Origin of the sequence: Mesorhizobium sp. KR1-2 (assembly GCF_040045035.1) — a bacterium.
Classification (GTDB): Bacteria; Pseudomonadota; Alphaproteobacteria; order Rhizobiales; family Rhizobiaceae; genus Pseudaminobacter.
Window position 1 is genome coordinate 312,918 of sequence record NZ_JBDZDS010000004.1, and the last position, 13,225, is coordinate 326,142.

Annotated in this window: 15 protein-coding genes; 4 read left to right on the forward strand and 11 right to left on the reverse strand. The window is 63.8% G+C overall.

Translation table 11 applies throughout. The features are described 5' to 3' along the window. Nucleotides 1-50 precede the first annotated feature (50 nt). Nucleotides 51-464 (forward strand): hypothetical protein, encoded by a 414-nt coding sequence (locus ABLE85_RS11205; protein ID WP_348792800.1) that lies wholly within the window; start codon nt 51-53, stop codon nt 462-464. A gap of 45 nt (nt 465-509) precedes the next feature. After that, complete coding sequence (locus ABLE85_RS11210) at nt 510-734, forward strand: hypothetical protein (RefSeq protein ID WP_348792801.1); 225 nt, start codon at nt 510-512, stop codon at nt 732-734. Nucleotides 735-927: 193 nt separating this feature from the next. Here ABLE85_RS11210 and ABLE85_RS11215 read toward each other — a convergent pair whose 3' ends face one another. The 4 genes from ABLE85_RS11215 to ABLE85_RS11230 form a co-directional block, all read right to left on the reverse strand. Further along, entirely contained in the window at nt 928-2,043 is a 1,116-nt protein-coding gene (locus ABLE85_RS11215) for a nickel/cobalt transporter (RefSeq protein ID WP_348792802.1), read from the reverse strand. Beyond that, entirely contained in the window at nt 2,040-2,705 is a 666-nt protein-coding gene (locus ABLE85_RS11220) for a DUF1007 family protein (protein WP_348792803.1), read from the reverse strand. The genes ABLE85_RS11215 and ABLE85_RS11220 overlap by 4 nt, the downstream gene beginning before the upstream one ends. A 168-nt stretch (nt 2,706-2,873) precedes the next feature. Further along, nucleotides 2,874-3,773: a LysR family transcriptional regulator gene (locus tag ABLE85_RS11225; RefSeq protein ID WP_348792804.1), complete on the reverse strand. Its 900-nt coding sequence runs from the start codon at nt 3,771-3,773 to the stop codon at nt 2,874-2,876. 4 nt (nt 3,774-3,777) lie between these two features. Continuing rightward, complete coding sequence (locus ABLE85_RS11230) at nt 3,778-4,980, reverse strand: amidase (protein WP_348792805.1); 1,203 nt, start codon at nt 4,978-4,980, stop codon at nt 3,778-3,780. Nucleotides 4,981-5,521: 541 nt separating this feature from the next. On the opposite strand from ABLE85_RS11230, the gene odc2 reads away from it, so the two are divergent. Next, nucleotides 5,522-6,655: an ornithine/lysine decarboxylase gene (odc2, locus tag ABLE85_RS11235; protein ID WP_348792806.1), complete on the forward strand. Its 1,134-nt coding sequence runs from the start codon at nt 5,522-5,524 to the stop codon at nt 6,653-6,655. 343 nt (nt 6,656-6,998) lie between these two features. Beyond that, nucleotides 6,999-7,535 carry an N-acetyltransferase gene (locus ABLE85_RS11240; protein ID WP_348792807.1) on the forward strand — a complete coding sequence of 179 codons (537 nt, stop codon included), beginning with the start codon at nt 6,999-7,001 and terminating at the stop codon, nt 7,533-7,535. A 63-nt stretch (nt 7,536-7,598) separates the two neighbouring features. Here ABLE85_RS11240 and ABLE85_RS11245 read toward each other — a convergent pair whose 3' ends face one another. From ABLE85_RS11245 to flhA, 7 genes are all read right to left on the reverse strand, one after another. After that, complete coding sequence (locus ABLE85_RS11245; protein WP_348792808.1) at nt 7,599-7,880, reverse strand: SCP2 sterol-binding domain-containing protein; 282 nt, start codon at nt 7,878-7,880, stop codon at nt 7,599-7,601. A gap of 132 nt (nt 7,881-8,012) precedes the next feature. Next, on the reverse strand, nt 8,013-8,528 hold the full coding sequence (locus ABLE85_RS11250; RefSeq protein WP_348792809.1) for a hypothetical protein: 516 nt from the start codon (nt 8,526-8,528) through the stop codon (nt 8,013-8,015). Beyond that, nucleotides 8,516-8,929, reverse strand: coding sequence for a hypothetical protein (locus ABLE85_RS11255; RefSeq protein WP_348792810.1), 414 nt, complete (start codon nt 8,927-8,929; stop codon nt 8,516-8,518). The genes ABLE85_RS11250 and ABLE85_RS11255 overlap by 13 nt, the downstream gene beginning before the upstream one ends. 22 nt (nt 8,930-8,951) lie before the next feature. Further along, entirely contained in the window at nt 8,952-9,512 is a 561-nt protein-coding gene (locus ABLE85_RS11260) for a rod-binding protein (protein WP_348792811.1), read from the reverse strand. Between the two features lie 60 nt (nt 9,513-9,572). Continuing rightward, nucleotides 9,573-9,959: a hypothetical protein gene (locus ABLE85_RS11265; protein WP_348792812.1), complete on the reverse strand. Its 387-nt coding sequence runs from the start codon at nt 9,957-9,959 to the stop codon at nt 9,573-9,575. 4 nt (nt 9,960-9,963) lie between these two features. Continuing rightward, complete coding sequence (gene fliR, locus ABLE85_RS11270; RefSeq protein ID WP_348792813.1) at nt 9,964-10,719, reverse strand: flagellar biosynthetic protein FliR; 756 nt, start codon at nt 10,717-10,719, stop codon at nt 9,964-9,966. Beyond that, the gene (gene flhA / locus ABLE85_RS11275) at nt 10,716-12,803 is read right to left on the reverse strand and encodes a flagellar biosynthesis protein FlhA (protein ID WP_348792814.1); all 2,088 of its coding nucleotides are present in this window, start codon (nt 12,801-12,803) and stop codon (nt 10,716-10,718) included. Before flhA ends, fliR begins: the two co-directional genes overlap by 4 nt. Nucleotides 12,804-13,225 lie beyond the last annotated feature (422 nt).

A 13,225-nucleotide genomic window follows, 5' to 3' on the forward strand; every position in this document is an offset into this window, starting at 1 on the left:
GAAGAATAAGACCCGCTGGCGGGATTTGCCAGCGCGGACGCGCAGGGAGGATGCATGCTCGCTGCCGCTGTTACAATCCAGAAACAAAATACTGCAATGCGGAAAAACGCGAGACACGCGGCCCCGTCATAAAGACCATGTTGCTTCAGTCACCGGTTCGGGGATCGCCAATGCAAAGGGTAGTGACCAGTTCGACGATCGTTCTGCTCGCCGCTCTTTCGCTCGGCGCATCCGCCGGGCACCCCCTGGCGAAAGACACGACACCCAGGATCGAACAGTGCAACAGGCTGCAGCAACAATTCTCCCACGCAATCACCGAGCACGCCGAGGCAAAACGGGCCGCCGAGGCGAAAGCGCTTCAAAGGAAAGCCGCGAAATTCTGCGCCGGCAAGCGGCAGGCACAAGGCATACGCGCCTATGCAACCGCATTGAAGATGCTCGGAGTTCAGCCGATCGAACCCTGATCGGCTGACAACAACCCCCAGGCCCCTGTCAAAAGGAAACCGACAATGACCCTCTCCAAGTCCCTCATCTCGGCTCTCGGCCTGACCGTTGCCCTGGCATTCTCGGCCCCGATGTTCGCCGTCACCAGCGCGAACGCTGCCGGCACGGCTGCCGCCACCACGGAAAACAACGCTCCTGCGCCGATGAAGAAGCATATGCATCACAAGAAGCCGGTGCACAAGAAGCACAAAAAGACCGAGCAGAAGAAGGAAAGCAAGCCGGCGTACTAACCATCGGTCGAACAGTTCATTCTCTTGTGTAGCCCCGGTCGCTTCGCGGCCGGGGCAAATTCTTGGCGAGAAATTTGTCCTGCAGTGTAATATGAAGGACCGCCGAGACGTCCTGCGCCTTGGCGTTCTTCGCTTCCGTTCTTCGCTTCCTCTGAACCTGGGATTTGGCTGAGGCCGGCAATCTTGCCGGTTGTCAGGCCGCGAGGCTCGCCGTCAACAACAGCAAGCCGAGCACGAACACCAGGCCGGCGCCGCCGATCTCGAAGGCCGCGTGCACCCGGTTGCCCATCCGACCGTCGCCCGCGAATGCGACAACCCAGTTCTTGGCGGTCACGGCCATGACGGCCAGCGCAGAGACGGTGATGGCGGTTCCCACCGCCATGGCCAGCACCGACAGGACGCCGCCGACCCAAAGGCCGTTGAGGAAGGCAAAGGTCAGCACGATCAGCGCGCCGGAGCAGGGGCGCAGGCCAACTGCGGTCACCGCCGACCATGCCGTCTTCCAGTTGAAGTTGTCGCCGGAGAACATCTCCGGGTCCGGCGCGTGGGAGTGCCCGCAAGTCGAGCAGACCAGGCCATGCTCATGCGCGCGGTGCGTGTGATCGTGCGCGTGGCTGTGGTGGTGGTGATGATCGTGGTGACCATGGTCATGGTGATCATGAGCATGATGGGTGCAGCTGTGGTCGTGGTGATCGTGTGCATGGGCATGCGCAGCCGAAAGGCTGTGAGCCGGATTGGCGCCGACCAGGCCGCGCAGGCGAGGGGCGGCCTTCTGCCAGAGCAGCCAGGCGCCGAACAAAGTGATCAGCGCATAGCTGGCGACTTCCAGGAACCACGTCGCATTGGTCATGGAGACCGAGGTGCCGCGCAAGACCAGGAACAGCAGGGCCATCATGACGATGGCGGTCCCCGCCTGCAGGAAGGCTGAAATGAAGGACAGCATGATGCCGCGCCGCAGCGCCACTTCGTTAGCCAGCATGTAGGAAGAGATGACCGCCTTGCCGTGGCCGGGGCCGGCGGCGTGGAAGATGCCGTAGGCGAATGACAGGCCGACCAGGATCCACATCTGGCTGCCGTCCTGCCGCATCGCCTTCAGAGCCTCGGTCAGCGCGCGATAGAAGGTCTGCTGCTGGATGTTGATCCACATCATCAGGCCGCCGAACATGCCGGTCGACGGGATGGTCGCCTCGTTGGTCCCGATGCCGAGCGAACTCTGCGCATGTGCATGGGACGCAAACTGGGTGAGCACACAGGCAGCCGCCAGGGCGGCAAGAACCACACGTCCGGTCGTCTTGTTCACGGGCTTCATCCTTGGGCTGGGCAGCTGATTTCCAGGCGGGTCGCGAAGATCTTGCTCATGTCCGTGCCCATCGGATCGTTGAAGAACGCATCCGTCAGCTTGGACTGGTTCTGCTTGAGTGCCTCGTCCGGGTCGGGGCGGATGACGGTGCGCGTGCAGCTCGGCGGCATGTTGTTGATCGTCATGTTTTCGTCTTCGACGAAGTCGATCGCGGTGTAGAAGGTCGGGTCGTAGACGCCGAAATTGACCTTGCCGGAAAGCTTCAGCGGCTCCTTGGGCTCGGACTCGAACAGGATGATGAGCTGGTCGTGCTCGAAATACGCCATCAACTGGGCTGGCGGCTTCATCTCCACGTCCTTGCCATTGGCCGTGACCATTTGGAAATAGCCGTAGTCGGCCAGCGAGTGGTAGACCGTGTCTCCGACATCCTTCAGTTCGTCGTCATCGAGCTTGAGGTCGGAGTTCTTGTCGAACTCCATCAGCACGGTGGAGGAGAACAGCTCGTCGAACCGCCACACATGGCGCAGCGACTTCACCGTATGGTCGGGATTGACCATGACGTCGAGGCGCGCTTCGGCAAAGACATGCGGATGAACCCTGGCGGGGGTTGTTGAAGCGAGCAGTGCCGCAATGGTCGATACCAGGATCGCTGCTTTTATTCTGCCCCGCATCGCCCAGTGCCGCCCCATCCAGATTCGAGATTGCCGAGAGTTACCAGAAACCCGGCGAAATTGGGACCGATTTCCGACGACCCACCGCGCTCAAATCGGGCCCGACTTTGGGGCTACTATGGACCGAGGGTACCAGGGCGTCCGACCGGATGCGCCGCATCGCAGGCGCTAGCCCCGGTCGTGCGGCTTGAACCACTGCACCAGATAGTCGACGAACACGCGTACCTTAGCCGGCAAATAACGTCGATGCGGATAGACCGCGAAGATGCCGCCGCCGGGCAGGATGCGCTCGTCCAGCACGGGAACCAGCCGTCCCGCCTCGATGTCGGGGGCGGCGATGAAATCCGGCAGGATGGCGAAGCCGAGGCCGGACAGCGCCGCCGCACGCGTGGCCAGCGGGCTGTTGACCTCGATGGGGCCGGACACCGAGACGCTGATCGTCTCGCCGCCTTCAGCCAGGAACGGCCAGTTCGACAGCCAGCGTCCGTTGGTGTCGATGATGCAGGGCATGCCGGCCAGCTCTTGCGGGGTCTCGGGGCGGCCGTGCTTTGCAATGAGCTCGGGCGATCCGCAGATGCGCACCGAGAACGGCGCCAGCCGGCGCGCGATCAGTGAGGAACTCTCCAGCCGCGAGATGCGGATTGCGAGGTCAAAACCCTCCTCGACCAGATCGACGAAGCGGTCGTCGAGCTGGATCTCCAGCACGATGTCGGGATGGGCCTTGGCGAAATCGATCAGCGACTGGCCGATCGGCGCATCCGCAAAGGTGCGCGGCGCCGAAAGTTTGATGCGACCGCGCACGTCGCCGGAGGATTCGCGCACCGCATCCGCCAGGCTGTCGACCTCGCGGATGATTTCCGAAGCGCGCCTATAATAGGTGTGCCCGGCCTCGGTCAGCGAGAACTGGCGTGTGGTGCGGTTGAGCAGCAGGGCGCCCAGCTCGTCCTCCAGCTCGCGCACATATTTGGAAAGCAGCGCCTTTGAGCGGCCGATCTTGCGCGCGGCGGCCGAAAACCCTTCCGCCTCGACCACGTCGATGAAGGCGCGCATACGGGTCAGCGTGTCCATTGGTTCATTCCTTGGTTTCGAGAATGCGCCGGCCCAGCGCAATGAGCGTCCGGTCGCTGCCGGCGGGGCCCAGCAGCGACAGCCCGAAGGGCGCGCCGTCGACCGTGCCGAGCGGCAGCGAGATCTGCGGGAAGCCGGACAGGCCGGAGAGACAAAGAAGCCGCAAGGCACGTTCGCGATAGGCAAGCAGGCTGTCCGGGGCCTCGGTCTTGAGCGGTGCTGCACCCGGAACCGTCGGCAGGACCAGATAGCCGCCTTCACCCAGCAGCGCGCCCAAATCTTCGCGGAACGTAGCGCGGAATTTACGGGCCTCCGCCAGCGCGGCGTCGTCCACCGTCTGGCCGAAACGAAAGCGGTCCTCGACGCCTCTGTCGAGGCTGCCGGGGTGCGCCTCGATCCAGCGGCCGCGGCTTTCCCATGCCTCGCGCGCCTGGATCCTTCTGAAGGACCAGTAGAGGTCGTCGCTGGACTGGCTGAGCGGGGCGGCCGTCGTTGTCTCGCCGAGTGCGTCAATCACTATCGAGAGCATGCGGCGGTATTCGGCGGCCTCCGCAGGACCGAAGACGAGTTCGTCCAGCGCGGCGAGGCGGAGCAGGCGAGGGGCGGTGCCGTCGTCCCGTTCGCTGCGCGATGCGGGGCCGAACATCACCTCGGCCACCGCCTCATAGACATTCATATCCCGCGCGAACCAGCCGACGGTGTCGAGCGAGGGGGCCAGCGGCATCACGCCGTCGAGCGGAATGCGGCCATGCGTGGTGCGCAGGCCGATCAGCCCGCAGAAGCTTGCCGGCGCGCGGATGGAGCCGCCGGTGTCCGAACCGAGCGCGATGTCGGCCAGCCCGCCGGCCACCGCCGCCGCCGAGCCGGAGGACGAGCCGCCCGTCACGCGTCCGGGGGCGGCCGAATTCGCCGGGTGCGGAAAATGCGCATTCTGCCCCATCAGCGAGAAGGCGAATTCGTCCGTCTGCGTCTTGCCGAGGAAATGCGCGCCGGCATCGAGAATCACCTGCACCGCAGGCGCGCTCCGCGTAGCGGGCGAGCCTTGCGCATAGGCATCGAGGTTGCCGCAGCCGGTGCGATAGCCGGCCACGTCGTAAATGTCCTTCACGCCCAGGCCAAGCCCCGCCAGCGGGCCTGATTGTGCATTGGAAACAGCCACTTGGGGGTAGTCAAGGAAAGCATTCAGGCTGTCGCGCATCGGGCCCATCGTTCAACAAATCGTCGGCTTTGCGCCAGCTTCGTTCGACGCCCGGCATTTTACAAGCGGCCTTACGATTTTTGTTGATTGTGACAGACCCTAACCCTATATGCCCGCTTGCCCAAAGTCGCACGTGCCTGTGGGCGTCCCCCGACCCTCGAATGGCGAGGTAATCGGGACGGTACCTGGGAAGTAACGAGCCCAGTTGGTTTAGCGGCCAACCGCAAAGCCAAGGACGCCTTGAAGCAACGACGGTGCGGGCCTTTCTGGTGTCTGCCGATCGTCCATAGATCGGGGTTACTGAAGAGGCACACCTTCATTGCCGGCAGTGCGGACTGGGTCTCCCAATCCAAGCCAAGGCAGACAAAGCGAGCAGATGCCGCAAGGCACGAGCTCATCGCCGCGTGAAAGCGTTTTTGCGTTTCGGGATCTCCACCGCCCGGCTCGCTGACTCGCATTCATGCCTTTGTCCATAGCGGCACATGCGATCGAAGGGGATCGCGCCGCAGCTTGATTTAAGCGTGGGGAAACCCGCGCCAAGGAGAGATTCATGGCCACCCAGCGCATCCTCGATTTCCTCGCCACCCGACGTCCCGATGGCCCGTGCCTGGTTCTGGACCTCGACGTCGTGCGCGACAATTACAATGCCTTCGAGAAGGCCCTGCCGAATTCGAAGATCTATTACGCGGTGAAGGCCAACCCTGCGCCGGAGATCCTGCGCCTGCTCGCCCAGCTGGGCTCATGCTTCGACACCGCTTCGGTGGCCGAGGTCGAGATGGCGATGAATGCGGGCGCCACGCCCGACCGCATCTCCTATGGCAACACCATCAAGAAGGAGCGCGACATCGCGCGCGCCTATGAGCTCGGCATCCGTCTCTTTGCGGTGGACTGTGTTGAAGAGGTCGAGAAGATCGCCCGCGTCGCCCCCGGCGCGCAGGTCTTCTGCCGCGTGCTGACCGATGGCGAAGGTGCGGAGTGGCCGCTGTCGCGCAAGTTCGGCTGCGTGCCGGCCATGGCCGTCGACGTGCTGCGCCACGCCAAGGCGCTTGGTCTCGACGCCTATGGCGTGTCGTTCCATGTCGGCTCGCAGCAGACCGACCTCGTCGCCTGGGATCGCGCGCTGGCCGACGCCAAGGCCGTGTTCTCGGCGCTGGCGCAGGAAGGCATCACGCTGCGCATGGTCAATATGGGCGGCGGTTTCCCGACGCGCTACCTGAAGGACGTGCCGACCGCCCAGGCCTATGGCCAGGCGATCTTCGACGCGCTCTCCAAGCACTTCGGCAACTGCATCCCGGAAACCATCATCGAGCCGGGCCGCGGAATGGTGGGCAATGCCGGCGTCATCAAGTCGGAAGTCGTGCTGATCTCCAGGAAGGCCGACAACGACAATGTGCGCTGGGTCTATCTCGACATCGGCAAGTTCGGCGGTCTCGCCGAGACCATGGACGAGGCGATCCGCTATCCGATCGTCACCCCGCGTGACGGCGATGCGGCAGAGCCCTGCGTGCTGGCCGGCCCGACCTGCGATTCCGCCGATGTGCTCTACGAAAAAGCGCCTTATCCGCTGCCGCTGTCGCTGACCATCGGCGACGAGGTGCTGATCGAGGGCACCGGCGCCTACACGACGACCTACTCGGCCGTCGCCTTCAACGGCTTCGAGCCTCTCCGATCCTACGTGATCTGACGGCTCGTTACGGGCGCCCCAAAAGGTGTCCGGCAGCCGCCAGATCATCCTGCCCGCCGGCGTTTCTCGTCGGCGGCGGGTTCGCTCGTGGAAAAACCTCCGCTTGTGAAGGATCGCGGAAATGGAAAATACAAACTGGATTGCCAAAGGCGGCAACGCTGATGATTGGCTGATCTCCCCCCTTGTGGGGGAGATGGGCGGTAGCCCAGAGGGGGGTGCTGCCTCTCTACCGGGGATTCAGGTCACGCAGCAGGATAACGAGCATCCGGGCGATGTACGCTCGATGTTGCCCCCCTCTGCCCTGCCGGGCATCTCCCCCACAAGGGGGGAGATTGGCAGTTGCGTGGCTTTCACCATCGCTGCCGAAACTCCGTCCGATGTCGCTGCGCGCGAGGCGCTGCTCGACCGCGCCATGGGCCCACAGCGGCGGCGCAAGTCGTCGGAAAAGCTGCGCCGCGGCCGTTTGCCGTCGTCGGGGCTGGCCTTTGTCGCGCGTGACGCGACCGGCGCCGTGCTCGGTACCGTGCGGCTGTGGGACGTCAGGCTCGGCGAGAGCGGGGCGCGGGCGCTGCTGCTCGGGCCGCTCGCGGTCGAGCCGTCCTTGAAAGGGGCCGGCGTCGGCTCGGCCCTGATGTGTCGTGCGATTGCCGAAGCCGAAAGTCTCGGTCACCGGGCGATCCTGCTGGTGGGCGACGCGCCTTACTATGCCCGGTTCGGCTTCTCGGCCGACAAGACCGGCGCGCTTGCCATGCCAGGCCCCTATGAGCGGCACCGCTTCCTGGCGCTGGAACTGGTCGAAGGCGCGCTCGACGGCGCATCCGGTGTCCTCAAAGCAGCCGGGCGCCGGCAGCGTTCGGCGGGCCTGGAGACTGCGGCCTGAAGCCCAAAAGAAAAGCCCGGCGCTCAAAACGCCGGGCTTTTCGTTGGCTAATTGTTCTCCGGATCAGATGATCTGGCTGAGCGACATGGCGACCGACATGTCGCCTTCGACCTTGATCTTGCCGGTCATGAACGCCATCGTCGGGTTCAGGTCGCCGCTGATCAGCGACTCCAGATCGTCGAGGCTGATCTTGATGGTGCAATCGGCTGGAGCGTCGGCGGTGGAAATGCTGGCGCCGTCGATGACGATCACGCCGTCGCCGCCGGTGTCGAACTTCACCGAACGGTCGAAACCGGAACTTTCCACGCGGGCCCTGATCTTTTCGACGACAGCTTCAACGCTCATGGCAATGCTCCCTGATGTGGCGCGCCTGGCGCCGTTCCGACGTTGCCGGCCACCTTGCGGAGGCGGCCAGGATCAGGAAGCGTATAACCTCCTGTTGACGTAAACGTCAATCCGGCGGTCTTCTCGACTGCGTTATTCAGTGGGGGCAGTAGCCGGGCGCATGATTTCGCGCCGGCTTGCGACCCTGTCGCGCGTTTCGTCGCGAGGGAGGAAGTCGATCTGCTCGACGATGACTTCGTGGATCATGGTCTCGCCCACCCGCTCGTTGATGCTGTCGCGAACGCCATTCCTGAATGCGTCCAGATCGAAGTTCTCGCGCTTGGCGAAGTCGATCTGCGGGTTGGCGTACAGATAGGTGTAGACTTGATCGACGATCAGCGACTCCGCAGGAACGGTGAGCTTTTTCAACTCCTTCGGGTCGGCCGTATAGACGAGCCGGGCCAGGAAGTAGCCGTCGATGTTGGCCTTGCTGAAGACCGGAACCGAGATCACGTCCGTCTTGACGTAGTTCAGCCCGCCGAGCAGCGGCGGCAGGGCTTTGGGGTCGGCCGTTTTGGCGCTGGAGAACTGGAACGAATAGAACACCGCCCCGAGCGTGACGATGCAGATCCAGACCGCCGCTCCTATGAACTTGACTAACGAGCCCACCCGAACTCACCTTCCGAATAGGTACCGTCGGTTTCGGCGCGCTTGATGACGTCCTGCATCAGCGTCGCCACTTCGCTCACCGCGCTCATATGCGCCCGGATAACGGATTCATTGGCCGTCAGCTTGCCGCGCAGCTGTTCCAGGCCCTCGCGGTGCTCAGCAAGCAGGTCGGTTTCCTCCACGCCCTTGGTGGCGCGGGTCAGCTCGTACAGATACCGGCTCTTGCGCGCGCTCGAAGAGCGGATGTCGAAGCCGCTGCCGGCGCGGATCGCCGCCGTCTCTTCGTCGACGGCATGCGCAATGCGTCCAATGATGGCCGATAGATTGCCGAGCCGCGCCGACGGCGCGGGCTGCGCCGCCGGCGCTGGCAAATTCTCGGCAATCGCATTCTGGTCGGTCATGATCGGTTTATCCCGCTAGGTTCTAAATCTTCGCCTTGGCCGCAACGGCGGCCTGATCGCCGGTCAGGTCGCGCGCCAGCTTGCGCTGCAGATCCTGAACCAGAGCCGTCGACAGGCTGGTCTGTTCATCGATCTCGGCCTTCCCCGGGCCGCCGGAAACCGGCCCGACGGGAACCTTGTTCTCGCCGTCCATGTAGTGGTCGCCAAGAACGCGGTCGGCGATGCCGATGCCGCCGCGCTCGGCCATCACGTTAGCCAGCTTCTCGGCCATCATCGATTTCCACATGTCGCCGGCCATGCCCTTGCCGTAGACGTTTTCGGCGTCCTTCGGCAGCATGTTTTGGATGAAGGTCTGCAGCACCATCGCCTCGAAGCGCTTGAAGGGCTCGGGCGAGGTGGTTTCCGTGGCCGCGCGGGCAAACTTCCCGTGAAAGCCCGTCTCACCCAGCGAGAATGAAGCCACCGCGCTGCCGCCGGCGGAGGTGCCGCGTTTCACCAGCTCTGCACGCGCTGCCTCGATGCCCGACGGTTCGACCGCGCGGGCAACGTCCAAGACAATGTCGCTGGGTGGGGAAATCGCCAAGAAAGCGGTCCTCGTCAGTTTTGGTATGGTGCATCATGGCCCAGCAAGCTTGTGGCAACCTTACCGGTCCTCGGAAGCCTTGCGCTCCACCATGTCCAGCCTCTCGCGGTCGGCGGTGAGGCGCTCGTCCCACATGCGCGCTTCCCGATAGGCGCGCTCCACCATGTTGGTGCGAGCGGTCGCCGTCGCCACCTTCCCGGCCTCGTCCCTGGCCAGTTGTTGCTGCTCGACCTGGCGCGCGCGCGCCTTGTCAATGCGCTGGTGATAGATTTCGGGGAATATGCTGGACAGCGAATCCTCGGCGTCGAAACGACCGGCCAGCTCCGCCGCCTCGTTCTCTGCTGCGGCCGCCTCGGCGAGGAACCCGGCATGGCGCGTCTCGTGCATCGCCTTCAGCTGGTTCTGCACCCGCACCAGCTTCTGCAGCCGCTCCTTGCGCGTGGTCATGGGGTCATCTCCCGATCGTGGTTGACAGGAAGCCGTCGGCGAACAGGCTGAGCAGCGTGCCGATGCCGAAGTAGAACATGATCAGCCCGCCCGTGATCACGAAGGGCAGTGAGATGAAATAGACCGGTATCTGCGGCACCAGCTTGTTGACGAAACCGATCGTAAGGTTGACGAGCAGTGCATAGGCGATGAAGGGGCTGCCCAGTCGCAGCACGAGGAGAAAACTTTCCGACAGCGTATCGGTGACGTCGACCAGCGCCTCGCGCGGATTGAAGAAGGCGTCCAGCGGCGCGACCTCATAGGAGGCGACCAGCGCCTTGATGATCTCGTGATGGAAGTTGAAGACGAAGAGCAGCAGCAGCGCAGAAAACGAAATGATGCTGGCCAGTGCCGCCTGCGGCTCGTTTTCCTCGATGGCCGTTCCCGCCATGCCGCCGTAGCCGACCAGCATGGCGATGGCCGCACCGATGAAGTGCAGGGCCATGACGTAGAGCCGCGCCAGGCCGCCGATCAACGCACCTATCAGCAGCTCCGAGACGATCATCGGGGCCAGCACCTGCGGACGCGCGTCTACGTAGGGAATGATGTGGTCCCACAGATGAACCAGAAGTGCGCCCGTCGCGGCCACAGCCACGAACAGCCTGATCTGCACCGGCACGCGCGCGCTCGAAAGCCCAGGCATGATCAGGAAGCAGCCGCCGATCCTGCAGAAGGCGACGAAGGCCGCCAGCACGACGGTTTCGGGCGCGACGGCGGTCACGAAATGGTTCCGAGCACCCGGATTTCGACGCCCTTGGCGATCTCGACGTGGGACAGCACCGGCAGCGTGGTGAACAGCCGCTCGATGATCATCCTCACATATGGCCGCGAATCCGGCGCGGTGACGATGACGAAGCGCTCGCCCGCCTCGAGATGTCCGCGGATGACCTTCGTGGCTTCCTGGCCGAACTCCTCGAGCTGGCGCGGGTCGATGTCGAACTCGCGCACCTCGCCCTTGGCGTCGCGCTTGAGGGCCTGGTGGAAGGCGAGGTCCCAGCGGTTGCCCAGCCGAAGCACCTTGAGCACGCCGCCTTCGCTGAGATCGCCGCAGATCTGCTGGGACATGCGCACGCGCACATGCTCCACGATCTGCTCGGTACGGCGCACATGCGGGGCAATTTCGGCGATCGCCTCGATGATGAGGTGAAGGTTGCGGATCGACACCCGCTCGGCCAGCAGCAGCTTGAGCACCGCCTGCAGGCCCGGATAGGAGATGTGCGATGTGCAGATCTCGTCCGCCAGCTTGCGGTATTCGGGGTCCTGCCGCTCCAGCAGTGCCTTCATGTCCTTGTAGGAGAGCAACTGCGGCAGGTTGTTGCGGATCACCTCGCTCAGATGAGTGAGCAGCACCGACATGTTGTCGGCGAAGGTGAGCAGCTCGCGCTTCAGGTCCTCGGCGAACATCTCCGGCACCGAATAGGCGCGCATGCCGAAGGCCGGCTCGCGGATCTCCTCGCCCGGAATGTCGGGCAAGTCGCGCGTGCCCAGCAGCACCATGAGCTCGCCGACGCGCATTTGGTACTCGGCCACCACGGTGCCGTGGATTTTGATCTGGTAGCTCTTGCTCGGGATGCTCAGATCGTCGGTCAGGCGCACTTCTGGCACCACGAAGCCGTATTGCTGGGCAAACTTCTTGCGCATCTTGCTCATGCGGAACGCCAGTTCTTGGTGCGAGAGCAGAAGCTTGGTCGACAGCTGCTTGCCAATGAGCAGTTCGATCTCGGCGGTCTTGAGTGACTCCTTGACCGAATTTTTGTCCTCTTCCTCCTTCGTTGCCTGCTCCTGCTTCTCCAGGGTCTTGGCTGCGTCGGCGGCCTGCTGCTGGCGTCGGGGGATAATGTAGCCGATTGCGGCCATGGCGCCGGCCAGCATCAGGAAGGGGAACATCGGCAGGCCGGGCATCAGCGCCAGCACCACCAGCAGAACGGCGGCGACATAGAGCGCGCGCGGATGTGCGCCGAGCTGGCCGAACACGGCCTGGTTGGCCGAGCCGCGCGTGCCGCCCTTGGAGACCAGCAGGCCGGCTGCGAGCGAGACGATCAGCGCCGGGATCTGGGTCACGAGGCCATCGCCGACCGACAGCTTGATGAAGACGTCGGAGGCCTTGCTGACGTCCATGCCATGGCGGAAGTAGCCGATGGCGATGCCGCCGACGATGTTGATGGCGGTGATGATGAGGCCGGCGATGGCGTCGCCGCGCACGAATTTCGAGGCACCGTCCATGGAGCCGAAGAAGGAGCTTTCCTCTTCCAGTTCGCGGCGGCGAAGCTGTGCGGTCTTGTCGTCGATGACGCCGGCCGAAAGGTCGGCGTCGATCGACATCTGCTTGCCGGGGATAGCGTCGAGGGTGAAGCGCGCGCCCACTTCCGCGATACGGGTGGCGCCCTTGGTGATGACGATGAAATTGACGATGATCAGGATCAGGAAGACGATCAGACCGATCACGAAGTCGCCGCTCATCACGAGCTGGGAAAAGCCGCTGATGACATAGCCGGCCGCGTGGGTGCCGATATTGCCCTCCGACAGGATCATGCGCGTGGTGGCGATGTTGAGCGACAGGCGCAGCATCGTCGCGATCAGCAGGATCGTCGGGAAGGACGAGAAGTCCAGCGGCCGCTGGATCCACAGCGCCACCATCAGGATCAGCACCGACAGCGCGATCGAGAACGCCAGGCCGACGTCGATCATGAAGGTCGGAATAGGCAGGAACAGCACCGCGAGAATGACGATGATGCCGAGTGCGAAGAAGACGTCGCGACCGCTCTTGGAGGCGCCGCCTGACGGCATTGTTTCTGCGAGGGCCATCCTTGTCTCCATGCTCATCGCCCGCTGGCGCGCAATGCGGGCGGTGCGACCCTAGAGCCCCAAGCTTGCGCGAACATGGGAGATGCGCCGGGGCAGGCGGCCGGAGGCGTCCTTAGCCGGGGTCACGTACGGAGAAGCAACAGCCTTGTTCAGATGGCTGCGGCAGCCCCAGGAGAAGCTACCTCGGCCGAAGCGGGGCCAAATGTCTTCGATGTAGAATTGCTTGTCTTCTGAAGTTTCCGCGACGCTGACGATTGGGCGCCGGCCGCCCCCTCTCCGTCATCCTCGGGCCGAAGCACGAGCGAAGCGACGTGCGGAGGTTCCGGGGACCCATGCCGGTCGACCAAAACTGCCGCAGCGGTGCAGAAAGAGCCGTCGCATCGTATCGCGGGGATGAAATACTTAGATGAGCGCGTCCGACG